Annotated in this window: 28 protein-coding genes; 14 read left to right on the top strand and 14 right to left on the bottom strand. The window is 63.0% G+C overall.

Features of this window, described 5'->3' with window-relative positions; genetic code table 11:
* A partial coding sequence (locus ACQKPS_RS24665) for a hypothetical protein (RefSeq protein WP_427605788.1) occupies positions 1-243 on the bottom strand: 243 nt, incomplete at its 3' end.
* Between the two features lie 306 nt (positions 244-549).
* Here ACQKPS_RS24665 and rhtA point away from each other — a divergent pair.
* Both rhtA and ACQKPS_RS24655 read left to right on the top strand, forming a co-directional pair.
* Positions 550-1,437 (top strand): threonine/homoserine exporter RhtA, encoded by an 888-nt coding sequence (gene rhtA, locus ACQKPS_RS24660; protein ID WP_427605786.1) that lies wholly within the window; start codon positions 550-552, stop codon positions 1,435-1,437.
* Positions 1,438-1,626: 189 nt separating this feature from the next.
* A complete protein-coding gene (locus tag ACQKPS_RS24655; protein WP_254484712.1) occupies positions 1,627-1,908 on the top strand; it encodes a hypothetical protein in 282 nt (93 codons plus the stop codon).
* 51 nt (positions 1,909-1,959) lie between these two features.
* Here the strand turns inward: ACQKPS_RS24655 and ACQKPS_RS24650 are convergent, their stop codons facing one another.
* Positions 1,960-3,768 carry an aminopeptidase P family protein gene (locus tag ACQKPS_RS24650; protein WP_254484710.1) on the bottom strand — a complete coding sequence of 603 codons (1,809 nt, stop codon included), beginning with the start codon at positions 3,766-3,768 and terminating at the stop codon, positions 1,960-1,962.
* A 220-nt stretch (positions 3,769-3,988) separates the two neighbouring features.
* Here ACQKPS_RS24650 and ACQKPS_RS24645 point away from each other — a divergent pair, with 220 nt between their 5' ends.
* On the top strand, positions 3,989-5,107 hold the full coding sequence (locus ACQKPS_RS24645; RefSeq protein WP_427605783.1) for a DUF3182 family protein: 1,119 nt from the start codon (positions 3,989-3,991) through the stop codon (positions 5,105-5,107).
* A complete protein-coding gene (locus tag ACQKPS_RS24640) occupies positions 5,091-5,861 on the top strand; it encodes an alpha/beta hydrolase family protein (protein WP_254484706.1) in 771 nt (256 codons plus the stop codon). The genes ACQKPS_RS24645 and ACQKPS_RS24640 overlap by 17 nt, the downstream gene beginning before the upstream one ends.
* Here the strand turns inward: ACQKPS_RS24640 and ACQKPS_RS24635 are convergent.
* Positions 5,840-6,220 carry an antibiotic biosynthesis monooxygenase gene (locus ACQKPS_RS24635; protein ID WP_427605781.1) on the bottom strand — a complete coding sequence of 127 codons (381 nt, stop codon included), beginning with the start codon at positions 6,218-6,220 and terminating at the stop codon, positions 5,840-5,842. The genes ACQKPS_RS24640 and ACQKPS_RS24635 overlap by 22 nt on opposite strands.
* Positions 6,221-6,306: 86 nt before the next feature.
* Between ACQKPS_RS24635 and soxR the strand changes: the two genes are divergently transcribed.
* Positions 6,307-6,759 (top strand): redox-sensitive transcriptional activator SoxR, encoded by a 453-nt coding sequence (gene soxR, locus ACQKPS_RS24630; RefSeq protein WP_254484698.1) that lies wholly within the window; start codon positions 6,307-6,309, stop codon positions 6,757-6,759.
* Here soxR and ACQKPS_RS24625 read toward each other — a convergent pair.
* Entirely contained in the window at positions 6,751-7,740 is a 990-nt protein-coding gene (locus ACQKPS_RS24625; RefSeq protein WP_427605779.1) for a GlxA family transcriptional regulator, read from the bottom strand. The genes soxR and ACQKPS_RS24625 overlap by 9 nt on opposite strands.
* An 82-nt stretch (positions 7,741-7,822) precedes the next feature.
* On the opposite strand from ACQKPS_RS24625, the gene ACQKPS_RS24620 reads away from it, so the two are divergent.
* Entirely contained in the window at positions 7,823-8,371 is a 549-nt protein-coding gene (locus ACQKPS_RS24620) for a cysteine hydrolase family protein (RefSeq protein WP_427605778.1), read from the top strand.
* A gap of 12 nt (positions 8,372-8,383) precedes the next feature.
* Here the strand turns inward: ACQKPS_RS24620 and ACQKPS_RS24615 are convergent, their stop codons facing one another.
* Positions 8,384-8,947, bottom strand: a complete 564-nt coding sequence (locus ACQKPS_RS24615) for a helix-turn-helix domain-containing protein (protein ID WP_254484694.1) — start codon at positions 8,945-8,947, stop codon at positions 8,384-8,386.
* 83 nt (positions 8,948-9,030) lie between these two features.
* Between ACQKPS_RS24615 and ACQKPS_RS24610 the strand changes: the two genes are divergently transcribed.
* From ACQKPS_RS24610 to ACQKPS_RS24580, 7 genes are all read left to right on the top strand, one after another.
* Positions 9,031-9,981, top strand: a complete 951-nt coding sequence (locus ACQKPS_RS24610; RefSeq protein ID WP_427605777.1) for a DMT family transporter — start codon at positions 9,031-9,033, stop codon at positions 9,979-9,981.
* Positions 9,982-10,130: 149 nt separating this feature from the next.
* Complete coding sequence (locus ACQKPS_RS24605; protein ID WP_254484690.1) at positions 10,131-13,046, top strand: monovalent cation/H+ antiporter subunit A; 2,916 nt, start codon at positions 10,131-10,133, stop codon at positions 13,044-13,046.
* On the top strand, positions 13,046-13,390 hold the full coding sequence (locus ACQKPS_RS24600; RefSeq protein WP_012315281.1) for a Na+/H+ antiporter subunit C: 345 nt from the start codon (positions 13,046-13,048) through the stop codon (positions 13,388-13,390). The genes ACQKPS_RS24605 and ACQKPS_RS24600 overlap by 1 nt, the downstream gene beginning before the upstream one ends.
* Positions 13,387-15,066, top strand: coding sequence for a monovalent cation/H+ antiporter subunit D (locus tag ACQKPS_RS24595; protein ID WP_427605776.1), 1,680 nt, complete (start codon positions 13,387-13,389; stop codon positions 15,064-15,066). The genes ACQKPS_RS24600 and ACQKPS_RS24595 overlap by 4 nt, the downstream gene beginning before the upstream one ends.
* On the top strand, positions 15,063-15,551 hold the full coding sequence (locus ACQKPS_RS24590) for a Na+/H+ antiporter subunit E (protein WP_254484686.1): 489 nt from the start codon (positions 15,063-15,065) through the stop codon (positions 15,549-15,551). Before ACQKPS_RS24595 ends, ACQKPS_RS24590 begins: the two co-directional genes overlap by 4 nt.
* A complete protein-coding gene (locus ACQKPS_RS24585) occupies positions 15,548-15,826 on the top strand; it encodes a K+/H+ antiporter subunit F (protein ID WP_254484684.1) in 279 nt (92 codons plus the stop codon). The genes ACQKPS_RS24590 and ACQKPS_RS24585 overlap by 4 nt, the downstream gene beginning before the upstream one ends.
* Entirely contained in the window at positions 15,823-16,188 is a 366-nt protein-coding gene (locus ACQKPS_RS24580; RefSeq protein ID WP_283724709.1) for a Na+/H+ antiporter subunit G, read from the top strand. Before ACQKPS_RS24585 ends, ACQKPS_RS24580 begins: the two co-directional genes overlap by 4 nt.
* Positions 16,189-16,199: 11 nt before the next feature.
* On the opposite strand, the gene ACQKPS_RS24575 is transcribed toward ACQKPS_RS24580, so the two are convergent.
* The gene (locus ACQKPS_RS24575) at positions 16,200-16,412 is read right to left on the bottom strand and encodes a hypothetical protein (RefSeq protein WP_254484680.1); all 213 of its coding nucleotides are present in this window, start codon (positions 16,410-16,412) and stop codon (positions 16,200-16,202) included.
* Positions 16,409-16,879, bottom strand: a complete 471-nt coding sequence (locus ACQKPS_RS24570; RefSeq protein WP_054884001.1) for a hypothetical protein — start codon at positions 16,877-16,879, stop codon at positions 16,409-16,411. Before ACQKPS_RS24570 ends, ACQKPS_RS24575 begins: the two co-directional genes overlap by 4 nt.
* A gap of 306 nt (positions 16,880-17,185) precedes the next feature.
* On the opposite strand from ACQKPS_RS24570, the gene ACQKPS_RS24565 reads away from it, so the two are divergent.
* Complete coding sequence (locus ACQKPS_RS24565; protein ID WP_313201817.1) at positions 17,186-17,383, top strand: hypothetical protein; 198 nt, start codon at positions 17,186-17,188, stop codon at positions 17,381-17,383.
* A gap of 6 nt (positions 17,384-17,389) precedes the next feature.
* Here the strand turns inward: ACQKPS_RS24565 and ACQKPS_RS24560 are convergent, their stop codons facing one another.
* The 7 genes from ACQKPS_RS24560 to ACQKPS_RS24530 form a co-directional block, all read right to left on the bottom strand.
* Positions 17,390-17,584, bottom strand: a complete 195-nt coding sequence (locus ACQKPS_RS24560; protein WP_313201818.1) for a hypothetical protein — start codon at positions 17,582-17,584, stop codon at positions 17,390-17,392.
* A 185-nt stretch (positions 17,585-17,769) separates the two neighbouring features.
* Positions 17,770-18,174, bottom strand: a complete 405-nt coding sequence (locus ACQKPS_RS24555; RefSeq protein ID WP_003259022.1) for a TraR/DksA family transcriptional regulator — start codon at positions 18,172-18,174, stop codon at positions 17,770-17,772.
* 288 nt (positions 18,175-18,462) lie between these two features.
* Positions 18,463-19,236 carry an enoyl-CoA hydratase gene (locus ACQKPS_RS24550; RefSeq protein ID WP_176506455.1) on the bottom strand — a complete coding sequence of 258 codons (774 nt, stop codon included), beginning with the start codon at positions 19,234-19,236 and terminating at the stop codon, positions 18,463-18,465.
* Between the two features lie 13 nt (positions 19,237-19,249).
* Positions 19,250-20,377, bottom strand: coding sequence for an acyl-CoA dehydrogenase (locus tag ACQKPS_RS24545; protein ID WP_313201819.1), 1,128 nt, complete (start codon positions 20,375-20,377; stop codon positions 19,250-19,252).
* Between the two features lie 8 nt (positions 20,378-20,385).
* Positions 20,386-21,579, bottom strand: coding sequence for an acetyl-CoA C-acyltransferase (locus ACQKPS_RS24540; RefSeq protein WP_427605775.1), 1,194 nt, complete (start codon positions 21,577-21,579; stop codon positions 20,386-20,388).
* 11 nt (positions 21,580-21,590) lie between these two features.
* On the bottom strand, positions 21,591-22,358 hold the full coding sequence (locus ACQKPS_RS24535; RefSeq protein WP_254484670.1) for an SDR family NAD(P)-dependent oxidoreductase: 768 nt from the start codon (positions 22,356-22,358) through the stop codon (positions 21,591-21,593).
* Positions 22,359-22,371: 13 nt separating this feature from the next.
* Positions 22,372-24,018 (bottom strand): AMP-binding protein, encoded by a 1,647-nt coding sequence (locus tag ACQKPS_RS24530; RefSeq protein WP_427605774.1) that lies wholly within the window; start codon positions 24,016-24,018, stop codon positions 22,372-22,374.
* Between the last annotated feature and the right edge of the window lie 49 nt (positions 24,019-24,067).

Here is a 24,067-nt window from a genome sequence, read left to right as displayed (position 1 = left end):
GACTATCAGTCCGTACTCACAAGCACCCACACGAATTGCTTGATTCGATTTGTTAAAGAGCGTTTGGTTAAGAGCTTTTCGTCTCAACCGAGGCGAGCATTCTACGCTTTCCTCAGAGCCTGTCAAGCGTTTATTTTGAAGTTTTTTGCGAGAAACTCGTTTAGCTTCAAACACTTGGCTCGCTGCGATCACTCGTAGCGGGAGGCGAATAATACAGCGTTTAAAACCGCTGTCAACCTTCATTTCAACCGCTATCGATCAACCGATCGAAGCCCTTTCAGCACCTGCCGAATCGTCTAACTCTTTGAATCTCAATGAGTTTGCCGTTCCGATGTCGCTGGAAGTGGGGCGCATTATAAGGCGATTCGAAACCCCGTCAATCTTTAATTTCAAGAAATTGAAAAAGGCAGATCAGGGATACCAAGCGCAGAAGGCTAAGGCAGGCCACTCGCAAAACAAACCCGCTCCCCACCCCCCTTGCACCGCACCCAAGCAATTGCGCACTATATTGCTCACTCCCGCATACCTTCCAAGGATAGCCGCGCATAAATGAACACACAGCCACGCAGCTTGGCCGCCACCCTCTTCCCGATCGGCCTGCTGCTGATTGCGATGGCCTCGATCCAGTCCGGCGCCTCATTGGCCAAAAGCATGTTCCCTATCATTGGCGCTCAAGGCACTACCACCCTGCGCCTGATCTTCGCCAGCATCATCATGCTGCTGATCCTGCGACCGTGGCGGGCACGCATGACCGCCAACACCCTGCGCAACGTCGTCATCTACGGCATGTCACTGGGCGGCATGAACTTTCTCTTCTATATGTCACTGCAGACCACACCGCTAGGCATCGCTGTGGCCCTGGAGTTCACCGGCCCCCTGGCCGTCGCACTGTTTGCCTCGCGCCGTGCGCTGGACTTCGTGTGGATTGCGCTGGCAGTCGCGGGCCTGTTGTTGCTGCTGCCAGTCGGGCAAGGTGGCCAGCCGCTAGACCTGCAGGGTGCGGCCTATGCGTTGGGCGCGGGGGTGTGCTGGGCACTGTATATTCTGTTTGGCCAGCGTGCCGGCGCCGAACATGGCATCCAAAGTGCCGCCCTCGGCGTGGTGGTCGCGGCCCTGTTCGTCGCTCCTGTCGGCATCGTTCACGCCGGAACTGCATTGCTCACCCCTGCCGTTATTCCCCTGGCACTGGGTGTCGCCGTACTTTCGACCGCCCTGCCCTATAGCCTGGAAATGGTCGCCCTGACCCGCATGCCAGCCCGCACCTTCGGCACGCTGATGAGTATCGAACCGGCGATTGGCGCGCTGTCAGGCCTGCTATTCCTCGGCGAAGTGCTAAGCACCACCCAGTGGCTGGCCATTCTTGCCATCATCGCAGCCTCCGTAGGCGCCACGTTGTCCATGCGTCGTGAGGCAAATCCAGCAGTCGCCTCAGACTGATTTGAGAAGGATTTCCATTGAGGCGCGATTAATGATTGTCCCCACTCGCCTCGCTGATTAAGCTGTCACAAAATCATAATCTTTACGCTATCTACTTGTGCGGACACGGAAGCCGAGGAAGATTCAGGAAAACCGAAGCGATAACGACAGGGCCAGGCAGTTGATCAGCCCGTGCATTTAAGGACAGGAATGAAACGTATTTTGCTCATCCTGGCCGTCTTGGCGATAGCCGGATGCGCCGCAACGGCCAAGACTGAGGTCAAAAAGGGGAGGAAAGGCCTGCATATCAATTGCTCTGGCCTGTCTTCGTCGTGGGACAAGTGTTACAGCAAAGCGGCCACTTCCTGCAGCTCTCGCGGCTACAAGGTGGTCGCCCGTTCCGGCGACACCGACGAGGAGCCCGGGGACTACCTGTTCGGCATCAACCCGGCCGGCTACACCAGCCGCAGCATGATCGTCATCTGTAAATAATGAAGGGCAGCCCGCGAGCTGCCCTTTTATGCACCGATTGTCGGCAATCCGTCAAAGCGGCGCCGTGCGCGCCTTCAGCCAATCCAGCGAAGCACCTTGCAGCAACGGAGCCAAGCGCTCGAGCACCGTTGCGTGATACTGGTTCAGCCAATCCCGCTCTTCCTGGGTCAACATTTCGGGAAGCAAGCAGCGCGTATCGATAGGGCACAGCGTCAGCGTCTCGAAGCACAGGAACTCACCGAACGCGCTCTTGCCCGCGTCGCGGTTCGCCACCAGGTTCTCGATGCGCACACCCCAGGCACCCGGCCGGTAGGTCCCCGGCTCGATCGAGCTGATCATGCCCATCTGCATTGCCGTCTGAGGCGAGGTTGCGGCCTGGTAGGCAATCACCTGTGGACCTTCGTGCACGTTCATGAAGTAGCCAACGCCATGCCCGGTACCGTGACCATAGTCCACCTGGTCTGCCCAGATCGGCGCCCGTGCAATGGCATCAAGCAAGGGTGACAGGATGCCACGCGGGAAGCTGGCACGCGACAAGGCAATCATGCCCTTGAGAACGCGCGTGCAATCCTGCTTTTGCATGACGCTTGGCGTGCCCACCGGAACCATCCGCGTGATGTCGGTGGTGCCCCCCAGATACTGCCCACCGGAATCGATCAACAGCAGGCCGTCACCTTCGATGACCGCATGGGACTGTTCGGTGGCGCGGTAATGCGGCATCGCACCATTGCCGTTGAACGCCGCAATGGTCGAAAAGCTCAGCGAGACGAAGCCTGGCCGGCGGGCACGCGCAGCGCTCAACTGCTCGTCGACGGTCAATTCGGTGATGACTTCCTGGCCCTGGTGCGCCTCGAACCAGGCGAAGAATTCGCACAAGGCAGCGCCATCCTGCTCCATGGCGTGGCGGACATGCACCAGTTCCTCTTCACCTTTGCACGACTTGCTCAGGGTGGTGGGGTTCAGCCCTTCGATCAGTTGAACCTGAGCATCCAGAGGCTTGAGCAAGCCACAGGTCACACGAGTCGGGTCGACCAGCAGTCGGCTATGCGGGGCCAGCTCAGCCAACGCCTGGCGAACAGCGGAGTAATCGCGCACCTCGATGTTGTCGACCGCAAGTACGTGGCGCAAGTGGTCATCGAGCTTACCGGCGCCGACGAAGAGTATCGCCTGGTCCTTGCCGATCAGTGCAAAGGCAACGAAAACCGGGTTGTAGGACACATCGCTGCCGCGCAGGTTGAACAGCCAGGCGATGTCGTCCAGCGTCGCGATGAAGTGCCAATCAGCTCCCTTTTCCTGCAGCGTTGCCCGTAACTGGCGTAGCTTCTCGGCCCGGCTGACCGTGGCGTGGGGCGGCAGGTGCTGATAGATCGGCCTGGCAGGCAGCGCCGGTCGCCTTTCCCATACTTCGGCGAGCAAGTCCCGATCGGTTACCAGTCGCGCCTCGCGGGCCTTGAGCCGCTCTTCGAGCTGGCGCGCCGAAGCCAGCGCCATGACTGCGCCGTCCACGGCCACGGTACCTTTGGGCTGAACATTGTCACCCAGCCATTCCAACGCGCCTGGTTTGCCTGGCAACAGCTTCATCAAGATGATGCCGCTTCCGGCCAGCTCCTTCTCGGCTTGCTCCCAGTAACGGCTGTCGACCCACACCCCGGCAAAGTCTGCGGTCACCACCAACGTGCCTACCGAACCCTCAAAGCCCGACAGCCACCGACGCCCTTGCCAGTAGCCCGGCAGATACTCGGAAAGGTGTGGGTCGGCCGACGGCACCAACAGGGCATCGACCCCCTCCCGGGCCATGACTGCGCGCACGCGCGCCAAGCGCTCCGGCACACTTTGCTCAATCGTGGTCTGAACGTTCATGCGCACTCCTGCGGTGACATCGTGGTTATTCCAGGTAGAGGATAATGGAACAGCCGCAACAGTCCCGCAATCGCGGCGACCGGCTCACGGCACGCTATGCCCATCGCACCACCTGCAAACAAGACGCTTCCTGTAACCGAGCCGGGACCATCAGTCACATCCAGCTGAACTTACCGGGGACAGTGGCTTCACAACCTGTACATCCACTGCACACAGGCAGATGCCCATGCCCAGTGCCCGTCACCCGAAGACCGCCGTGGTACTGCTCGACACCCGCGAGCATACCCCGGAACATGAACATGCCGTGCAGGTGAAACTGGCGGACCGCCTGGCCCGGCTGCTGGGTTGCCATGCCGTACTGCCCGACGCGCCTGCCAAGGCAGACACGCACTACTATTACCTGCCTACCGAAACCCTGGTTGGCCCTGAGCGTTATGCCGCCATGGGCATTCGCAGCGAGCACGACCTGTTCGGAGGACTGGTCAGCCACCCTTACATGGCGACCAAAGCCATTTCCCACCCGTTACCGGCCGATGCCCAATTCCCACCGGGCTGGACCGATGCCTTCGCCCGCCAGGCGAGCAAAGCATTACTCCGCGGCTACACCGTTTTCAGCAAGGCCGATGCCCGGCGCGCCACCCGAATGCTACTGCGCGATGGTCCCGTGCGGGTCAAGCCAGTGCTGGCGAGCGCGGGCCGGGGCCAGCACGTCATCTTCGAGGCGGATCAACTGGAACCGCTGTTGAGCAATATCGATGAACGGGACCTTGCCCTGTGGGGCTTGGTGCTGGAAGAAGACCTGAGCAAGGTCGAGACCTTCAGTGTCGGCCAGGTCCGCGTCGGGGGCCTGATCTGCAGCTATCACGGCACCCAGCAGCTGACCCGTGATCACCAAGGTACCGAGGTCTACGGTGGCTCGGAACTGGTCGTGGTGCGCGGTGACTACCCCGCCCTGCTGCAACGCCCCCTGGAAGATCACCTGCACCTTGCGATCACCCAGGCCATGGCCTACGAGCAAGCCGCCGAGCAGCACTTCCCGGGCTTCATTGCATCGCGGCGCAACTACGACATCGCCCGCGGCATTACCGCCGATGGCCATGTGCGCAGCGGCGTGCTCGAACAATCGTGGCGTTTAGGGGGAGCCAGCAGCGCGGAGCTCCTGGCACTGCAGGCATTCGCCGACGATCCGGCGCTGCTGCAAGTACGCGCCTCCACCCATGAAGTATTCGGCACGCCCTACTTGCCCGCTGACGCCACCCTCTTCTATCAAGGAAACGACAGTGAACTCGGACAACTCAGCAAATACGCACGGATTCGCCAGCATGAGCATTCAGAGTGAAACCGTGGAACTGCAGGTCGAGGATGACAGCATCGTCGGCACGCTGGTCAGCCCCGGCAGCAAGATGCCCGGCATTCTCTTCGTCCACGGCTGGGGCGGCAGCCAACAGCGCGACCTGGCGCGCGCCCGGCACATCACGGGCTTGGGCTGCGTGTGCATGACCTTCGACCTGCGCGGCCACGCGAAAACCGAAAGCCAGCGCCTGACCGTCACCCGTGAGCAGAACCTCAAGGACCTGCTGGCTGCCTACGATCGGCTGGTAAGCCACCCTGCGGTGGACAGCGGCGCCATCGCCATCATTGGCAGCAGCTACGGTGGCTACCTGGCTACCTTGCTGACCTTGCAGCGGCCGGTGAAGTGGCTGGCGTTGCGGGTGCCAGCGATGTACTGGGATGACGAATGGAACATGCCCAAACAGGCGCTCGATCGCCAGCGCCTGAACGATTACCGCTTACGCCTGCTCGGCCCTTCCGACAACCGTGCGTTGGCGGCCTGTGCCGAGTTTTCCGGCGATGTGCTGCTGGTCGAATCGGAGCAGGATGACTACGTGCCCCACGCCACACTGATGAGCTACCGCTCGGCATTCGTCAGCGCTCATTCGCTGACCCATCGCATCGTCGACGGTGCCGATCATGCACTATCGAGTGAACAGAGCCAGAAGGCCTATAGCTCGATTTTGGCCGCATGGGTCAGCGAGATGGTGGTCGGCGCACGCCTTGACCGCTACCCGCACTACGCCCCCTGGTACGCCTGAGGGTCGCCAATCTGGCAATGCAGCCCGCCATCAGCCCCGCGTATCAGACTGCGCAACGCCTGATAGGCGGAAAAGTTGACCCCACGCGCCTGATGGCGGCTAAGCAGGTCGAAAAAAGGCTCCTCGGCAAAGCACTCCGCCGCAGCCACCCAGGCCTGGCGTGATTGCCATTGCAGGCATTGCAGGACCCGGCTGCCATCGTCACTGGCCTGGATGCTGACGCTTTGCAAACCTTGGCATCGCACAGCCAACTCCTCACTGCGCGTAACCAGTGCCTCAGCCAGCGCCACCTGGCGGGAAGCGGGCACTTCATATTCGATCATCTGGGTGAACCACAGGGAATGCGGGGTGGCCGTCATCGCGTGTCTCCTTGCTGCGGACGCTTGATTCGGAATGGCCAGCAGGGTAAAACCTCCAGTTAACTCAAGGTCAAGCGTTTTTTCCCATGCCTAACCCATCTCCCACTGCCACGGAAAAGCTGCTCAGCGTCGGCCAGCTGGCCGCTCGCAGCGGCGTGGCGGTGACTGCACTGCATTTCTACGAAACCAAGGGCCTGATCCGGAGCACCCGTAATGCAGGCAACCAAAGGCGCTACCCAAGGGCAATGCTGCGCCGGGTCGCGGTGATCAAGATGGCCCAGCGCCTGGGCATTGCGCTGGCCGAGATTGCCTCGGCGTTGGCCACCCTGCCCAACGATCACACCCCGACCGCCGAAGACTGGCGGCGCCTATCGGCACGCTGGCGTGAGGATCTGAACCACAGGATCGACGAGATGGTCAGGCTGCGCGATCAGCTCGACGGCTGCATCGGCTGCGGTTGCATGTCGCTGAAGGAATGCCCGCTGCGCAATCGCCAGGATCATCTGGCTGACGAAGGGCCGGGGCCGCATCTACCCTGAGCCAGGCAAGGCCAAGCGCTGCCGATACTCGCTGGGCGTCAGCCCGGTAATGCGTTGGAACACCTTGCGAAACGCCCCCGGGTCCTGATAACCCACCCCCCAGGCGATCTGCTCGACCGTGCGCCGGGTGAACTCCAGCATTCGGCAGGCGCGCCTGACCCTCACTTGCTGACAGTACTCGGTAGGCTTCAGGCCGGTGGCCGCGCGAAAGCGCCGCAGGAATGTGCGCACCTCAAGCCCGGCACAAGTGGCCATGCCGGCGAGGTCGGCGTCTCGCGCACCCGCTGCCTGCAACCAGTGCTGAACTTTCAGCACCGCCTCGTCGCCATGATCCAGGCGCGGGCTGAACAGCGCTCCCGGCAAAGGGCTGCTGACCGGCTCGACGGACAGGTAACGCGCCGTCTCCCAGGCCACCGATGCGCCGAAATAGCGCTCCAGCAGGCGCAACCCCAGTTCGGTCCATGCCATTAGGCCAGCGGAGGTAATGATGTCACCGTCATCCAGCAGCGGCAGATTGGCCTCGACATGGACCTTGGGGTAGCGCTCGCCAAGGGTCTGCGCGTAATTCCAGTGAGAACTGGCTGCCCGCCCATCGAGCAGGCCACTGGCGGCGAGGAAGAACACGCCGATGCACACCGACGCCATCACCGTGCCTTGGCCATGCCATTGGCACAACGGCTGCCGGTGACGTTCGAGCAGGTCCGGCGGCGGTGTCGCCTCCAGGCTCGGTGGAATGATCAACACCCGCGGTGCCTCGCTCGCTGTGCCAAGGCCGTCCTCGATGCGCTGCAACAGCCCTGCCTCATCGAGCTGCCAGTGGCTGACCCGGATCTGCGGCAGCCCGTCGGCGCCCAGCTCGGCGACCATGCGATTGGCCACACTGAACACGTCGCTCAGGCCATGCAACGCCGCCCGCTGCGCGCCCGGGTAGTGCAGCAGGCCGATCTCCAGGTTGCCGGGGCTGTCAGTTTTTGCCGTCATTGTGTCGATCGCGCCAATCCTCAAGTCGATGCCCACAGCCTATAACTATCGTCATCCAACGACTACTGCCACAGGAGGCAGCATGAGCAAGCAGGCCCTGATCATCATCGACATCCAGAATGACTATTTCCCCGGCGGCAAATGGACCCTGGAGGGGGCCGACCAGGCAGCTGACAACGCCGCCCGCCTGCTCGCTGCAGCACGCGCCAAGGGTGACCTGGTGGTGCATGTGAAGCATGAGTTCGAGAGCGCCGATGCACCCTTCTTCGCGCCAGGCTCCGAGGGCGCAGCCATCCACGACAAGGTGGCGCCTGCAGCAGGCGAGCCGGTCGTGCTCAAGCACAAGGTCAACGCCTTCCTCGGTACCGATCTCAAGCAGACACTGGACCGGCATCAGGTCAAGGCTGTGACCATCGTCGGCAGCATGAGCCACATGTGCATCGATGCCGCCTCCCGCGCCGCCGCCGACTTCGGCTTCGACGTCACCGTGGCCCACGATGCCTGCGCCACCTTGCCGCTAAAGTTCGAGGGCAAGCAGGTACCAGCCGCCCATGTGCACGACTCGGCCATGGCGGCGTTGGCGTTCGCCTATGCCAAGGTGGTCAAGACCGACGAGCTGCTAAACAGTTGACCCTCAAAGGCGTCAGATCACCACATTACGCACAAAGCGCACGGGCACTGCCCCATCATTGCGATAGGCATAGCGGCAGTTGCTGGGGAACACATGGAACTGCCCGATCTGCAGGCAGTGCTCGGCGCCTTCGATAATCAGCGTCAACTGGCCTTCGGCCACATAAATCTGCTCACTCCAGCCCTCGGCATCGGCTCCGCTGGTGTAGCACTCGCCAGGCGCGAGGGTCCATTCCCAGATTTCGACTTCGCGCCGGGCACTGCTGCTGGCCAACAGCACGGCCTTGCTCTGCGGGTGCTTGCCCGTCCAGGCCAGTTCGTCGATGCGGCTGGGGTCGCGTTGCCCGGGGGCCTGGATCAGGGTACTGAAGGCGACCCCCAGGGCCTCGGCAATCAGGTCGAGGGTCGTCAGACTGACGTTCTTCTCGCCCGCCTCGATCGCCACCAGCATTCGCCGGCTAACCCCGGAGCGTTCGGCCAGGGCGCTCTGGCTCAGCCCGTTCGCATTGCGCAGGCTGCGCACATTGAGGCTGACATGCTGTAGCACCGAGGCGCGGTGCGCGGAATCTTTGTGCACTATATTGCTCGCTTGTACGGATTGCGCAGTATACTGCCCACTTTGCGGCGATTGTGCGCCGCTCCCTCCGAGTGCGCAAGACCATGAGCCAACCGACCAGCAGCCCTCAAACAGCAGTCTCCTTTCGCCTGAGCAAGGCCGAAATGGTGCTGGTGTTCATCACCATGCTGTGGGGCGGTACTTTCTTGCTGGTGCACAACGTCATGACCGTGAGCGGCCCGATGTTCTTCGTCGGCCTGCGCTTCGCAGCAGCGGCACTGTTTGTCGGCCTGGCATCAGCGCGTGCATTGTCCGGCCTGACCTTCACCGAACTGAAAGCCGGCGTGCTGATCGGCGCTTCCATCATGCTGGGCTACGGCCTGCAGACCATGGGCTTGCAAACCATCAGCAGCAGCCAGTCGGCATTCATCACGGCACTCTATGTGCCGTTCGTGCCATTGCTCCAATGGCTGGTGCTGGGCCGCCGACCAGGGCTGATGCCGAGCATCGGCATCTGCCTGGCGTTCGTCGGCCTGATGCTGCTTGCCGGCCCCGAAGGCGGCGCGCTGCACTTCAGCGAAGGTGAAGTGGTAACCCTGGTGAGCGCCGTGGCCATCGCCGCCGAGATCATCCTGATCAGCCGCTTCGCCGGCCAGGTCGATGTGCGCCGGGTCACCGTGGTGCAGTTGGCGACCGCTTCGCTGCTGGCGTTCCTGATGATCGTGCCGACCCAGGAGCGTCTGCCCGACTTTTCCTGGTTGCTGTTGCTCAGCGCGTTGGGCCTTGGCGCCATGAGCGCGGTGATACAGGTGGCGATGAACTGGGCACAGAAGTCGGTTTCACCCACCCGCGCCACGCTGATCTACGCGGGCGAGCCGGTATGGGCCGGCATCGTTGGGCGCATCGCTGGCGAGCGCTTGCCAGGCATCGCACTGATCGGCGGGTTGCTGATCGTCATTGCCGTGGTGGTGAGCGAACTCAAGATCCGGCGCAACCGTGAAAGCAGCAATGCCCTTGAGGCGCCAGCCCCGCACGAAACTGAAGCCGGCCTGTGAAGCGCCCGGCAGCGTCTATGCTCTGTAAAAAACTGTTATAAAAAAACAGCTTGTCACAGCGCTTTTGTAGGATTCTGCGACAGCTTGCGTGTTGGTGATCAACGGCCCGGCACGTATGATCCTTGCAAACCTTTCCAGAATAGAACGCTATGTCATTGATAGTGCTACTGCTTCTGCCGTTCCTGGGCAGTTGCCTGGCAGCTGCGCTGCCGCACAACGCACGTAACGCCGAGTCCATCCTGGCTGGACTCGTGGCCCTGGCCGGCACCGTCCAGGTAGCACTGCTGTACCCTCAGGTTGTCGATGGCGGGGTTATCCGCGAAGAACTGCTGTGGCTGCCCAGCCTGGGCCTGAACCTGGTCCTGCGCATGGACGGTTTCGCCTGGCTGTTCTCATTGCTGGTACTCGGTATCGGCGCGCTGGTGTCGCTGTATGCCCGGTACTACATGTCGCCACAAGACCCGGTGCCGCGCTTCTTTGCCTTCTTCCTGGCATTCATGGGCGCCATGCTCGGCCTGGTGATTTCCGGCAACCTGATCCAGCTGGTGTTCTTCTGGGAACTGACCAGCCTGTTCTCGTTCCTGCTGATCGGTTACTGGCATCACCGCGCCGACGCCCGCCGCGGCGCCTACATGGCCTTGATGGTCACCGGAGCCGGTGGCCTGTGCCTTCTGGTCGGGGCCCTGCTGCTCGGCCATGTGGTCGGCAGCTACGACCTGGACAAGGTCCTGGCTGCCGGCGAAACCATCCGCCAGCACGCCCTGTATCCGGTGCTGCTGCCCCTTATCCTGATCGGCGCATTGAGCAAGAGTGCGCAATTCCCCTTCCAGTTCTGGCTGCCTCATGCCATGGCAGCACCCACGCCGGTTTCCGCCTATCTGCACTCGGCGACCATGGTCAAGGCAGGCGTGTTCCTGCTGGCCCGCCTCTGGCCAGTGCTGTCGGGCACCGAAGAATGGTTCTGGATAGTGGGCGGCGCGGGTGCCATCACCCTGTTGCTGGGTGCCTTCGCCGCGATGTTCCAGAACGACCTCAAGGGCCTGCTGGCCTATTCGACCATCAGCCACCTGGGCCTGATCACCCTGCTGCTGGGCCTCAACAGCCCGCTGGCAGCGGTCGCCGCCGTGTTCCACATTCTCAACCACGCCACCTTCAAGGCCTCGTTGTTCATGGCCGCAGGCATCATTGACCATGAAAGCGGCACCCGTGACATCCGTCGCCTGAGCGGCCTTATGCGCCTGGTGCCCTATACCGCGACACTGGCCATGGTGGCCAGCGCCTCGATGGCCGGCGTGCCGCTGATGAACGGCTTCCTGTCCAAGGAAATGTTCTTCGCCGAAACCGTGTTCATCAGCTCCACCGCCTGGGTCGAAGCGACCCTGCCGGTGATTGCCACCCTTGCCGGGACCTTCAGCGTCGCCTACGCCCTGCGCTTCACTGTCGATGTATTTTTCGGGCCTACGGCAGAGGACCTGCCGCACACGCCACACGAACCGCCCCGCTGGATGCGCGCACCGGTCGAACTGTTGGTACTCACCTGTCTGGTAGTGGGCATTTTCCCGGCCCAGTCAGTCGGCCCGCTGCTGGCCGCCGCTGCCCTGCCGGTGGTGGGTGGCACGCTGCCGGAATACAGCCTGGCCATCTGGCACGGCTGGAATGCCCCGTTGATGATGAGCCTGGCAGCCATGTGCGGCGGTATCGTGCTCTACCTGCTGTTGCGCAACCAGCTGCGCCTTGGGCGCTTCCCGTACCCACCGCTGATCGAGCGCTTCAATGGCAAGCGCCTGTTCGAACACGGTCAGGTCCGGCTGATGCTGCTATCGCGGCGCATTGAGCGGATGCTGACCAGCCGCCGTCTGCAGTCGCAGCTGTTCATGCTGGTACTGGCCGCCTTCATCGCAGGCCTCTCGCCGATGCTGTACAGCGGCCTGAGCTGGGGTGACCGGCCGAAGATCCCGGGTTCCGGGGTGTTCGTCGCGCTGTGGCTGATCGCTATCGCCTGTGCCATCGGGGCTGCCTATCAGGCCAAGTACCATCGCTTGGCCGCGCTGATCATGGTCGGTGTCTGTGGCCTGATGACCTGCATCACCTTCGTCTGGTTCTCCGCCCCTGACCTGGCCCTGACCCAACTGGTGGTCGAAGTGGTCACCACGGTGCTGATCCTGCTTGGCCTGCGCTGGTTGCCACGGCGGATCGAAGGTGTGTCGCCGCTACCTGGCAGCCTCGACCGTGCCCGTGCCCGCCGCCTGCGCGACCTGCTGCTGGCGATGCTGGTCGGCGGCGGCATGGCCGTGCTGTCCTACTCCATGCTGACCCGGCCGACACCCAACGACATTTCTTCGTTCTACCTCAGCCGTGCCTTGCCACAAGGCGGTGGGACCAATGTGGTCAACGTGATGCTGGTGGATTTCCGCGGCTTCGACACCCTCGGCGAGATCACCGTGCTGGTGGCCGTGGCGCTGACTGTGTTCGCCCTGCTGCGGCGCTTCCGTCCGCCGAAAGAGAGCATGCAGTTACCTGCGCAGCAGCGTCAGCTGGCGCCGGACGTGGTCACCGACCTGATCAACCCGCGGCATGCCACCGACACCGCCCTGGGCTTCATGATGGTGCCGGCGGTGCTGGTGCGCCTGCTGCTGCCGATCGCCCTGCTGGTCTCGATGTACCTGTTCATGCGCGGCCATAATCAGCCTGGCGGCGGCTTCGTCGCCGGCCTGGTGATGTCGGTGGCGTTCATCCTTCAATACATGGTGGCCGGCACCCAGTGGGTCGAGGCACAAATGAGCCTGCGGCCGCTGCGCTGGATGGGCACCGGGCTGCTCTGTGCAACCCTGACCGGAGCTGGCGCCATGCTGCTCGGCTATCCGTTCCTCACCACCCATACCGCCCACCTGCACCTGCCACTGCTCGGCGATGTGCACGTGGCCAGCGCGCTGTTCTTCGACATCGGCGTGTTCACCGTGGTGGTCGGCTCGACCCTGCTGATCCTCACCGCCCTCGCGCACCAGTCGGTGCGCGCCTACCGCCCGGGCAGCCCGTCGCAATCCAGCCAAGCAGGAGCCGCCTGATGGAAGAAGTCATTGCAGTCGCCATCGGTGTACTGGCCGCCTCGGGGGTGTGGTTGATTCTGCGCCCTCGGACCTATCAGGTGATCATGGGCCTGTGCCTGCTGTCGTATGGGGTCAACCTGTTCATCTTCAGCATGGGTAGCCTGTTCATTGGCAAGGAGCCGATCATCAAGGAAGGCGTGACTCAGGACCTACTGCACTACACCGACCCGCTGCCACAGGCGTTGGTGCTCACGGCCATTGTCATCAGCTTTGCCATGACCGCGCTGTTCCTGGTGGTGCTGCTGGCGTCGCGTGGCCTGACCGGCACCGACCATGTGGATGGCCGGGAGCGTGACGAATGAGTGGCATGAGTCAACTGATCGTCGCCCCTATCCTGCTACCGCTGCTGACTGCCGCAGTGATGCTGCTGCTTGGCGAAAAGCATCGGCGGGTCAAGGCGCGCCTGAACCTGCTGTCGACCTTCACCGGCCTGGCCATCGCCGTGAGCTTACTGCTATGGGTACGCACCCAGGGGCAGGCGGAATCGATCGGCGTCTACCTTCCAGGCAACTGGCCCGCGCCATTTGGCATCGTGCTGGTGGTGGATCATCTTTCCGCACTGCTGCTGACCCTGACGGGCGTCATCGGCTTCAGTGCCCTGCTGTTCGCCCGCGCCCGCTGGGATGGCGCCGGCGCCAGCTTCCACGCGTTGTTCCAGATTCAGCTGATGGGCCTGTATGGCGCCTTCCTCACCGCCGACCTGTTCAACCTGTTCGTGTTCTTCGAAGTCTTGCTGGCCGCCTCCTATGGCCTGCTGCTGCACGGTTCTGGCCGTGCACGGGTGCGTGCCGGGTTGCATTACATCGCCATCAACCTGTTCGCTTCATCGCTGTTCCTGGTCGGGGCGGCGATGCTGTATGGCGTGACCGGCACCCTCAACATGGCCGACCTCGCCCTGAAGATCCCTCTGGTGCCGGAAGCCGACCGTGGCCTGCTGCATGCAGGTGCAGCGATCCTGGCCATGGCCTTCCTGGCCAAGGCCGGCATCTGGCCGCTGAATTTCTGGCTGGTACCCGCCTACGCCTCGGCCAGCGCGCCAGTCGCGGCGCTGTTTGCCATCATGACCAAGGTCGGCCTGTACGCCGTACTGCGCCTGTGGACCCTGCTGTTCTCCGGGCAGGCAGGCGCCTCGGCGCACTTTGGCGGGCAATGGCTGATCTACGGCGGCCTGGCGACCCTCGCTGTGGCGGCGGTGTCGATACTGGCCGCGCAGCGCCTGGAGCGCATGGCCGCACTGAGTATCCTGGTTTCCGCCGGCACCTTGCTCGGCGCGGTCGGTTTCGCCCAACCGGCGCTTACGGGCGCGGCGCTGTTCTACCTGGTCAACTCGACCCTGGCGCTGTGCGCGCTGTTCCTGCTGGCCGAACTGGTCGAGCGCTCGCGCTCGGCCAACGAAGCGCCACTGGAGGAAGAAGAAGATGCCATGCCTCCACCGCTCGAGTCGCTGCACCCACCCAAAGGCATCAACCTCGACGACGAGCAGAAGGCGGTCATCGGCCAGATCATCCCCTGGACCATGGCGTTCCTTGGCCTCAGCTTCATCGCCTGCGCCCTGCTGATCATCGGCATGCCACCGCTATCCGGGTTCGTTGGCAAGCTCAACCTGATCAGCGCGCTGTTCAATCCACAAGGCCTGGGCATGCCAGCCGAACAACCGCTATCGGTGGCAGGCTGGGCGCTGGTGGCCTTGCTCATTGTCTCGGGCATGGCCTCGCTGATCGCCTTTGGCCGGGTCGGCATCCAGCGTTTCTGGAAGCCCGAAGAGCGCCCGTCGCCCGTACTGCGCCGCTACGAGTGCCTGCCGATCGTGATCCTGCTCGGCCTGTGCATCATCCTCAGTTTCAGGGCCGAACCGCTGCTGCGCTATACCCAGGACACGGCGGCCAGCCTGCAGGCACCGCAAGCCTACATCGAAGCGGTGATGGCCGCCCTGCCCATTCCCGGCCCGACTACACTCGACGCAGAGGTGCAGCCATGAACCGACTGTTCCCCGCGCCTCTGCTGTCCATGGCCTTGTTCGGGCTGTGGCTGCTGTTGAACCTTTCGGTCAGTCCCGGCAACCTGTTGCTGGGCGCAGCGCTTGGCGTGCTGGCCCCGCTGCTGATGGCACCGTTGCGCCCGCAGCACGCGCATGTGCGCAAACCCTGGGTGGTAGCAAGGCTGATTGGCCGGGTCGGCATCGATGTCATCCAGTCAAACCTGTTGGTGGCCATCGGCGTGCTACGCGCCGGCAAACGCCCACCTCGCTCGGCATTCGTGCACATCCCACTGGACCTGCGCGACGCCCACGGCCTCGCGGCACTGTCGATGATCACTACGGTGGTGCCCGGCACCGTATGGTCGGAGCTGGCCCTGGACCGCAGTGTACTGCTGCTGCATGTGTTCGACCTTGACGACGAAGCCGCCTTCATCGAGCACTTCAAGCTCACCTACGAACGCCCGCTGATGGAGATTTTCGAATGACAGGCCTGCTCGCCAACGCAGTCCTCGCCAGCCTGTTCATCTTCGCCCTGGCCATGAGCCTGGCGTTGATACGGCTGTTCCGCGGCCCCTCCGCACAGGACCGGGTGCTGGCGCTGGACTACCTGTACATCCTGGGCATGTTGACGATGCTGGTACTGGGGATCCGCTATGCCAGTGACACCTATTTCGAAGGTGCATTGCTGATCGCCCTGTTCGGCTTTGTCGGCTCGTTCGCCCTGGCCAAGTTCCTGTTGCGTGGTGAGGTGATCGAATGACCGAAACCCTTGAACTGCCGTTCTGGCTGGAGCTGGTGACTGCCACCCTGCTGCTGGTCGGCAGCCTCTTCGCGCTGATCGGCGCCATTGGCCTGCTGCGCCTGAAAGACTATTTCCAGCGCATGCACCCGCCGGCCTTGGCATCGACCATCGGCGCCTGGTGCGTGGCCCTGGCATCGATCATCTACTTTTCCTGGCTCAAGGGTAGCCCGGTGCTGCACGCCTGGCTGATTCCGATCCTGCTGTCGATCACTGTGCCGGTCACAACGCTGTTGCTGGCCAGGGCGGCGCTGTTCCGCAAGCGCATGGCGAACGAAGCCGTACCGGAAGAAGTCAGCAGCGGCCGGGATCGCGGCAACTGAAGCGGCTGTACTCAGCCCTGGGTCAGGCGCTGCAACTCGCGACGTACCATGGCGGCATAAGGCGCAGGGCTCAGCTGATACAACTGGGCCGCCACCCAGGTCAACCAGCCCAAGCCCATCGCCTCACGCTGCGCCAGCAGGCGCCCGGCCTCGGCCATGGCTTGCGCCTGGTACTGCCGATGAAACTCGGCGCGCGTTCCTGGCGCCTCGTCACCTTCGTTCATTCACTGGCCTTGAAGGTAGTCAGCTCGCCTTTGCGCCACTTCGCGACCTTGCCGGTCACCGCCTTGAGCAACTTGCCCAGGCCTTCCTGAACCTGTTGTTGTGCGGCGAACACCAGCATCACACCGTGGCCCTCGCGAAACACGATGCCCTCACCTTCGGGCACCGAAACAAATGCGTAGTCGCCTACACCGTAGACGTTCAGCTTGATGTCGCGAAAGCGCATTTCCAGTTTGCCACCTTCGCGGCTAGGCAAAACTGCAGCACGAAAGTGATCGCCGACCTTCAGCTCGAGGCGCTGCTTGTCATCGACCACCAAGGCGCTCTCGGTATCGATCTCGGCCATGTAAAGGCCTTCGGGGTTCTGTTCGGTGACATAGATGAAACGGCCCTGAAACAGCTTGGCCAATTTGCCGCGCAGATCGCCCAGGGCAAACAAGGCGTGGGTATCCAGTGTACTGACTGCCAATGAAGTATCCTCAAACCGGTGACATCCGCCCTCACTCGGAGTCAGTGAGGCGCGGCCATTTCAATTCGATAGGCGAAAAGAATAATAATGTGATGCACGAAACGTCTGTGCCTGCTGGCGATGCAGCTCGCAGGAAACTTTACTCTGGCTTGCCAGACGTGGCCTCAAAACAGGCTTTCGGCATATTCCCTGTCAGGGAAGCGTAATGTCTGACAACCAACCCGCCAGAAAAGATGCAATAGATAACTGCAAGCCCCTTGGCACAACGGGCTCAGCTATCCATCAACGCATTACCGGGGAATGAATATGCACGAAAACACCGAAATCCGTCGAGAGGTAAAGAACATTTCTTACCACGCATACGTCAGCAACAGGCCACGCTACGTCGTCATACCCGCAGGTATCGAATTCTTCCACGTGACCGAAAGTGCGACTGGCAGGGTCAAGGGTTTTCGCCGACTGCACCGCGATGCCTGCGCACTGGCCCGCAGCCTGGAAGCCTGAATGACCTCAGGCGGCGTGGCCATCCTGCATGATCTGCAACCAGGCGGCTTGGCATTCCATGGCCTCGCTACGGGTGGCGAACGCCGTACCACGACGCTCGCCATTGACCAGGACCACCCAACACACCCGCTTGCCCAGTGCCTGCAAGCCTGCCGGCACACCTGAACCGATCATCACGGCGACATCGACTCGGCTGTTCATCATCCCCTCCGGCACTTAGATAGCACCCTAACGATGAGACCATGATACGCCCGCCGACTGCCCTGAAACAGCACATCCCGGTACAGCAGTGTTACGTTCCGGGCAACAAAACGCGCAAACGTCTTCGCCGCACAAACGCAAAAAGCCCCAGGGATTGCTCCATGGGGCTGGCGCAAGGCAGCCGGTCAGACCTGACGCTGGTGGCGGTCGAGTTGCTCGTGGCGCTCCTGGGCTTCGATGCAGTACTTGGTGGTCGGGCTGATGAGCAGGCGTTTCAGGCCAATCGGCTCACCGCTGTCATCACACCAGCCGAAGCTCTCGTCGGCGATGCGGTCCAGCGCCATTTCCAGCTGCGGCAGCAAGCGTTGATCGCGGTCGATGGCATTCACCAGCCAGCTGCGCTCTTCCTCGACCGATGCCACGTCGGCAGGGTCCGACGGGGTGTCCAGGCCTTCGATGGTGGCACGGCTCAGCTCGATGCGCTCATGGGTTTCGACTTTCATCGCCTGCAGCAGGCCAGCAAAGAAAGCCAGCTGGTCAGCGTTCATGTAGTCATCGGCCGACATGGCCAGCAACTGTTCCTTGGTCATCGAATTCTCTATGAAAAAATGTGCATTTGGGCGATTCGGGTGCCGCCGACGCTTTGGCATCGGCAACGGAATTCTTCAAGCGCCAACCGGCACTCTTTTACAGGGGGCGGCAGTCTAAGGCGCCAAGCCGTCATGAGCAACAGCAATCAGGGGAGAAATTGCCCGAAATGGCTTGGAATCCGCCCGCTGGCACCCTTGCCCGATATAAATACGAACTCGCCACGGTATCCCGAGGGACGCCGTGGCGACATCAAGTTCAACCTGCAGCAGGACGCTGTCCTGCCCCTGTCAACGATCTTTGAACTGCGCCTCGCGCTTGGCGATGAACGCCGCCATCCCTTCTTTCTGGTCTTCGGTGGCAAACGCGGCATGGAACACTCGACGTTCGAAGCGCACGCCTTCACTGAGGGTGACCTCGAACGCTCGGTTGACGCTTTCCTTGACCATCATGCTGACCGGGACCGACTTGCTGGCGATGGTCGCCGCCACCTTCAACGCCTCTTCAACCAGCTCGGCCTGCGGCACGATACGCGCCACCAAGCCAGCGCGCTCGGCTTCCTCAGCCCCCATCAGACGGCCGGTCAGGCACAGCTCCATGGCCTTGGCCTTGCCCACGGCCCGGGTCAGGCGCTGGGTGCCCCCCATGCCAGGCAGCACGCCGAGGTTGATTTCCGGCTGGCCGAACTTGGCGTTGTCGGCGGCCAGGATGAAGTCACACATCATCGCCAGCTCACAGCCACCGCCCAGGGCAAAACCGGACACGGCAGCGATGATCGGCTTGCGCCGGTTGGCGATGCGGTCCGAATCGCTGAACAGGTCCTCGACGTAGATCTGCGGATACTGCAGCTCGGCCATTTCCTTGATGTCGGCGCCAGCGGCAAAGGCCTTGGCGGAACCTGTCAGCACCACGCAGCCGATGTTCGGGTCGCGCTCGAGCTGGTCCAGGGCCTGGTTGATCTCGCTGACGATCTGTGCGTTCAGTGCGTTCAGCGCCTGCGGGCGGTTGAGGGTGATCAGGCCGACCTTGCCGTGGATGTCCAACAGGATGGTTTCGAATGCCATGCAGTCTGCTCCTTCAAAGATTGCGCGCAATGACCATGCGCTGAATGTCGCTGGTGCCTTCGTAGATCTGGCAGACCCGAACGTCGCGGTAGATCCGCTCCAGCGGGAAGTCACTCAGATAGCCATATCCGCCCAGGGTCTGCAAGGCATCCGAACAGACCTTTTCGGCCATTTCCGAGGCGAAAAGCTTGGCCATCGACGCTTCCACCAGCGCCGGGCGCCCGGCATCGCGCAGTGCGGCGGCATGCAGCACCATCTGCCGGGCCACGGCAATCCTGGTCGCCATGTCGGCCAGGCGGAACGCCACGGCCTGGTGTTCGATCAGCGGTTTGCCGAAGCTTTGCCGTTCGTTGGCATAGTCGCGTGCCACTTCGAAGGCCGCACGGGCCATGCCCACTGCCTGCGAAGCGATACCGATACGGCCACCTTCGAGGTTGGCCAGCGCGATCTTGTAGCCCTCGCCTTCCGCGCCCAGGCGGTTGGCCACCGGCACGCGCACATTGTCGAAGACGATCTGACAGGTGTCGGAGGCGTGCTGGCCGAGCTTGTCTTCGACCCTCGCCACTTGGTAGCCCGGCGAATCGGTAGGCACGATGAAGGCACTGATGCCGCGCTTGCCGGCATCCGGATCGGTCACGGCGAAGACGATCACGACACCGGCATTCTGCCCGGAGGTGATGAACTGCTTGCTGCCAGTGAGCACATAGTGCTCCCCCTCAAGCCTTGCCCGGGCCTTCAGGCTGCTGGCATCGGAACCGGCTTGTGGTTCGGTCAGGGCGAATGCACCAAGCATCGAACCCATGGCCAGGGGCTTGAGAAACTGCTCCTTCTGCTGTTCGTTGCCAAAGCGCAGGATCGGCACGCAACCCACCGAGTTGTGCACGCTCATGATGGTCGAGCAGGCGCCATCACCCGCAGCGATCTCTTCCAGCGCCATGGCATACGCCACGTAACCGGTGTCACTGCCGCCCCACTGCTCCGGCACCAGCATGCCGAACAGACCGAGCCCGGCCATTTCCTCGATGGCCTCTTTCGGGAAACGGTGTTCCTTGTCCCATTGCTCGGCGAACGGCTTCAGGCGCTCCTGGGCAAAGGCGCGTACCGCATCAGCGATCTGTTGTTGCTCGTCAGTTACCAGCATGGTTCACCTCAGTACAGGCATTCGACGGCCATGGCTGTGGCCTCGCCGCCGCCGATGCAGATGGCTGCCACGCCGCGACGCAGGTTGTTCTGGCGCAGGGCCGACAGCAGGGTCACCAGGATGCGCGCGCCCGAGGCACCGATCGGGTGGCCCAGCGCGCAGGCGCCGCCGTGGATGTTGACCTTGTCATGCGGCAGGTCGAGGTGCTTCATGGCCGCCAGCGTCACTACGGCAAACGCTTCGTTGATCTCGAACAGGTCGACATCAGCGAGGGTCCAGCCCGTGCGCTTCATCAGCTTGTCGATGGCACCGATCGGCGCGGTCGGGAACAGTGCCGGGGTGTCGGCGAAGGCTGCATGGCCGTGGATCAACGCCAGAGGCTTGAGGCCCCGCTTTTCAGCTTCGGACCGGCGCATCAGCACCAGTGCAGCAGCACCGTCGGAGATGGAGCTGGAGTTGGCGGCCGTCACCGTGCCACCTTCGCGGAAGGCCGGCGTGAGCTGAGGGATCTTGTCCAGACGCGCCTTTGGCGGCTGCTCATCGTCCTTGATGACGCGCTTCTCCTTGCCCTCGGTGACCTCCACCGGCACGATCTCGGCGGCGAAACGCCCGCTTTTGATTGCTTCCTGGGCGCGGGTCAGCGAGGCGATGGCGAACTGGTCCTGCGCTTCGCGGCTGAAGGCGTTGGCCTGGGCACAATCCTCGGCGAAAGTCCCCATCAGACGCCCCTTGTCGTAGGCGTCTTCCAGGCCATCCATGAACATGTGGTCGATGATCTTGCCGTGGCCCATGCGATAGCCGCCGCGGGCCTTGTCCAGCAGGTAAGGCGCGTTGGTCATGCTTTCCATGCCACCGGCTACCACCACGTCGGCGCTGCCGGCCAGCAACAGGTCATGGGCCATGATCGCCGCCTGCATGCCCGAGCCGCACATCTTGTTCAGGGTGGTGCAGGTGGTGTGCTTGTCCAGCCCGGCGCCAAGTGCCGCCTGGCGGGCCGGGGCCTGGCCGAGGCCTGCGGGCAACACGCAGCCGAACAGCACCTGCTCGACACTGGCGGCATCGATACCGGCACGCTCCACGGCCCCACGAATGGCGGCGCTGCCCAGCTGTGGCGCGGTCAGGCTCTTGAGGTCGCCCTGCAGGCCGCCCATGGGCGTGCGCACGGCGCTGACGATAACGATCGGGTCATTGGCGAGGGTCATGATCGGTCTCCTTACTTGGCAGCCATGCGCAGTGCGCCGTCGAGGCGGATCACCTCGCCGTTGAGCATGCTGTTCTCGATAATGTGGCGGGCCAGTGCGGCGTACTCCTGCGGGCGGCCCAGGCGCGGCGGGAATGGCACGCCAGCGGCGAGCGAAGCCCGCACTTCTTCGGTCATCCCGGCCATCATCGGTGTTTCGAAGATGCCCGGGGCGATGGTCATCACGCGGATGCCGAAACGTGCCAGTTCGCGGGCGACCGGCAGGGTCAGGCTGGCGATGGCACCTTTGGACGCCGCGTAGGCGGCCTGGCCGATCTGGCCGTCATAAGCGGCGATGGACGCGGTGTTGATGATCACCCCGCGCTCGCCACCGTCATCGGCAGCACCTTCCGCCATGGCTGCAGCGGCCAGGCGCAGCAGGTTGAAGCTGCCGACCAGGTTGACGTTGATCACCTTGGCGAAGCTCGCCAGGCCATGCGGGCCTTGTTTGCCCAGTACTTTCTCGGCACCGACGATGCCGGCACAGTTGACCAGCCCGTGCAAGCTGCCAAAGGAGCTGACAGCCGCATCGACCGCTGCCTGTGCGGCCTGCTCGTCGCTGATGTCAGCCACGGCAAAGCAGGCACGGTCACCCAGTTCGCGGGCCTTGGCTTCGACGGCCTGGGCATTGAGGTCGACCAGCATGACTTTGGCGCCGGCTTCTACCAGCATCTGCGCCGTGGCGGCCCCCAGCCCGGAGGCGGCGCCGCTGACGATGAAGTGTTTGTTGGCTATGTGCATGATCGGTTCCTTCTCAGGCGCTGGCAGGGGTGGCCTGCTGCGCGTGTTGTTTGGCCACTTCCTGGTTGCGCAGGATGAAGCGTTGCAGCTTGCCGCTCGGGGTCTTGGGCAGCTCGCTGACGAATTCGATTTCACGGGGGTAGGCGTGGGCGTAAAGGCGCTGGCGCACGTGCTGGCGCAGGGTTTCCTCCAGTTCGGCGCTGCCTTGGTAACCACTGGCCAGGACCACGAAGGCCTTGATCAGCTCGGTGCGTTCAGGGTCTGGCTTGCCGATCACTGCCGCTTCAATCACCGCCGGGTGTTCGATCAGCGCGCTTTCCACGTCGAACGGGCCAACCCGGTAGCCGGAGGTGGTGATCACGTCGTCGCTGCGGCCGACGAAACTGATGCTGCCGTCCGCGTTCAGCTCGACGGTATCACCGCTGAGGTAGTACTTGCCGACGAAGGCCTTGGTCGGCAGGCCGTGGTAACCGCCAAACCAGCACAACGGTGATTGTTCACGGTCCACCGCGAGGATGCCCGGCTGCCCGGCCGGTAGTTCGCTGCCCTGCTCGTCGACCACCACGATGCGATGACCGGGGATGGCAAAGCCGGCCGATCCCAGGTGGACCGGGTGCTGCAAGCCATGATGGTTGCACAGCACCATGCCCAGTTCGGTCTGCCCGTAGTGGTCGTGGATGGTCACCCCCAGTTCATCGGCGAACCAGCGGATGACTTCCGGGTTGAGCGGTTCACCCGCGCTGCTGACCACCCGCAGGCGGCCCTTGATCGGCGCCGAGAAATCATTGCCGGCGGCGATCAGCAGGCGGTACGCGGTGGGCGAACCGGCGAGGTTGGTAATGTGCAACTGGTCAATCACCCGCGCGCAGCTTTCGACACTGAACGGGCCATCGTAGAAGGTCGTGGCATGGCCCAGCGACAGCGGGCCGGTAACCGCGTAATAGAGGCCATACGCCCAGCCCGGGTCGGCCAGGTTCCAGAAGTTGTCCTCGGGTCGCAGGTCGATGGCATCGCGCATGTAACCCTGGAAGGCGACGATGGCACGCAGCGGCACTTCCAAGGGTTTGGCCGGGCCGGTGGTGCCCGAGGTAAACATCAGCAGGAACGGGTCGTTGCCCGAGCGCATGACTGGCTCGCAGCTATCCGTGGCGGTGGTCAGGCAGTGCTGGAAGTCCAGCTCGCCGCTGCGCGCCCCGACCGTGATCACGGTCGGGCAGCCTTGTACGTCGTCAAGCTTGGCGCGGTTGTGGCGGTCGGTGACCACGACGCGGGCGTGGGATTGTTCCAGGCGATGCTCGATGGCCTTGGGGCCGAACGCGGTGAACAGCGGCTGGTACACTGCCCCCAGGCGCCAGGTGGCGAGAATCGTCACCAGCAACTCGGGCGTGCGTGGCATCAGCCCGGCGACCCGGTCACCGGGCGCCACGCCCTGGGCCCTGAGCACACTGGCGAAGCGGGCAGTCTGCGCCTGAAGCTGATCGAAGCTGTAGCGGGTGCTGTTGCCGTCCCGATCCACGTGGACCAGCGCCAGCTTGCCCTTGCCGGCATGGCGGTCACAGCATTCGACACAGGCATTGAGGGCATCGAGGTCGCCATGCAGCGCCGCAGCAGCGGCCTGGGCATGGTCGAACGCACGAGCGGCCTCGGCATAATCGCGCATCGTCGGACTCCTGAATTGTTGTTTTTGGAGTTGATCCATCGTTGCGATG

It is taken from the genome of Pseudomonas sp. NPDC086566, from assembly GCF_050280885.1.
Lineage (GTDB): Bacteria > Pseudomonadota > Gammaproteobacteria > Pseudomonadales > Pseudomonadaceae > Aquipseudomonas > Aquipseudomonas vlassakiae.
This window is presented reverse-complemented; position numbering and strand designations above follow the sequence as displayed.

Bases quoted from the DNA above. Each gene is read 5' to 3' on its own strand.
- rhtA (WP_427605786.1), top strand. From the start codon at position 550: ATGAACACACAGCCACGCAGCTTGGCCGCCACCCTCTTCCCGATCGGC.
- ACQKPS_RS24655 (WP_254484712.1), top strand. From the start codon at position 1,627: ATGAAACGTATTTTGCTCATCCTGGCCGTCTTGGCGATAGCCGGATGC.
- ACQKPS_RS24650 (WP_254484710.1), bottom strand. From the start codon at position 3,768: ATGAACGTTCAGACCACGATTGAGCAAAGTGTGCCGGAGCGCTTGGCG.
- ACQKPS_RS24645 (WP_427605783.1), top strand. From the start codon at position 3,989: ATGCCCATGCCCAGTGCCCGTCACCCGAAGACCGCCGTGGTACTGCTC.
- ACQKPS_RS24640 (WP_254484706.1), top strand. From the start codon at position 5,091: ATGAGCATTCAGAGTGAAACCGTGGAACTGCAGGTCGAGGATGACAGC.
- ACQKPS_RS24635 (WP_427605781.1), bottom strand. From the start codon at position 6,220: ATGACGGCCACCCCGCATTCCCTGTGGTTCACCCAGATGATCGAATAT.
- soxR (WP_254484698.1), top strand. From the start codon at position 6,307: ATGCCTAACCCATCTCCCACTGCCACGGAAAAGCTGCTCAGCGTCGGC.
- ACQKPS_RS24625 (WP_427605779.1), bottom strand. From the start codon at position 7,740: ATGACGGCAAAAACTGACAGCCCCGGCAACCTGGAGATCGGCCTGCTG.
- ACQKPS_RS24620 (WP_427605778.1), top strand. From the start codon at position 7,823: ATGAGCAAGCAGGCCCTGATCATCATCGACATCCAGAATGACTATTTC.
- ACQKPS_RS24610 (WP_427605777.1), top strand. From the start codon at position 9,031: ATGAGCCAACCGACCAGCAGCCCTCAAACAGCAGTCTCCTTTCGCCTG.
- ACQKPS_RS24605 (WP_254484690.1), top strand. From the start codon at position 10,131: ATGTCATTGATAGTGCTACTGCTTCTGCCGTTCCTGGGCAGTTGCCTG.
- ACQKPS_RS24600 (WP_012315281.1), top strand. From the start codon at position 13,046: ATGGAAGAAGTCATTGCAGTCGCCATCGGTGTACTGGCCGCCTCGGGG.
- ACQKPS_RS24595 (WP_427605776.1), top strand. From the start codon at position 13,387: ATGAGTGGCATGAGTCAACTGATCGTCGCCCCTATCCTGCTACCGCTG.
- ACQKPS_RS24590 (WP_254484686.1), top strand. From the start codon at position 15,063: ATGAACCGACTGTTCCCCGCGCCTCTGCTGTCCATGGCCTTGTTCGGG.
- ACQKPS_RS24585 (WP_254484684.1), top strand. From the start codon at position 15,548: ATGACAGGCCTGCTCGCCAACGCAGTCCTCGCCAGCCTGTTCATCTTC.
- ACQKPS_RS24580 (WP_283724709.1), top strand. From the start codon at position 15,823: ATGACCGAAACCCTTGAACTGCCGTTCTGGCTGGAGCTGGTGACTGCC.
- ACQKPS_RS24575 (WP_254484680.1), bottom strand. From the start codon at position 16,412: ATGAACGAAGGTGACGAGGCGCCAGGAACGCGCGCCGAGTTTCATCGG.
- ACQKPS_RS24565 (WP_313201817.1), top strand. From the start codon at position 17,186: ATGCACGAAAACACCGAAATCCGTCGAGAGGTAAAGAACATTTCTTAC.
- ACQKPS_RS24560 (WP_313201818.1), bottom strand. From the start codon at position 17,584: ATGAACAGCCGAGTCGATGTCGCCGTGATGATCGGTTCAGGTGTGCCG.
- ACQKPS_RS24555 (WP_003259022.1), bottom strand. From the start codon at position 18,174: ATGACCAAGGAACAGTTGCTGGCCATGTCGGCCGATGACTACATGAAC.
- ACQKPS_RS24550 (WP_176506455.1), bottom strand. From the start codon at position 19,236: ATGGCATTCGAAACCATCCTGTTGGACATCCACGGCAAGGTCGGCCTG.
- ACQKPS_RS24545 (WP_313201819.1), bottom strand. From the start codon at position 20,377: ATGCTGGTAACTGACGAGCAACAACAGATCGCTGATGCGGTACGCGCC.
- ACQKPS_RS24540 (WP_427605775.1), bottom strand. From the start codon at position 21,579: ATGACCCTCGCCAATGACCCGATCGTTATCGTCAGCGCCGTGCGCACG.
- ACQKPS_RS24535 (WP_254484670.1), bottom strand. From the start codon at position 22,358: ATGCACATAGCCAACAAACACTTCATCGTCAGCGGCGCCGCCTCCGGG.
- ACQKPS_RS24530 (WP_427605774.1), bottom strand. From the start codon at position 24,018: ATGCGCGATTATGCCGAGGCCGCTCGTGCGTTCGACCATGCCCAGGCC.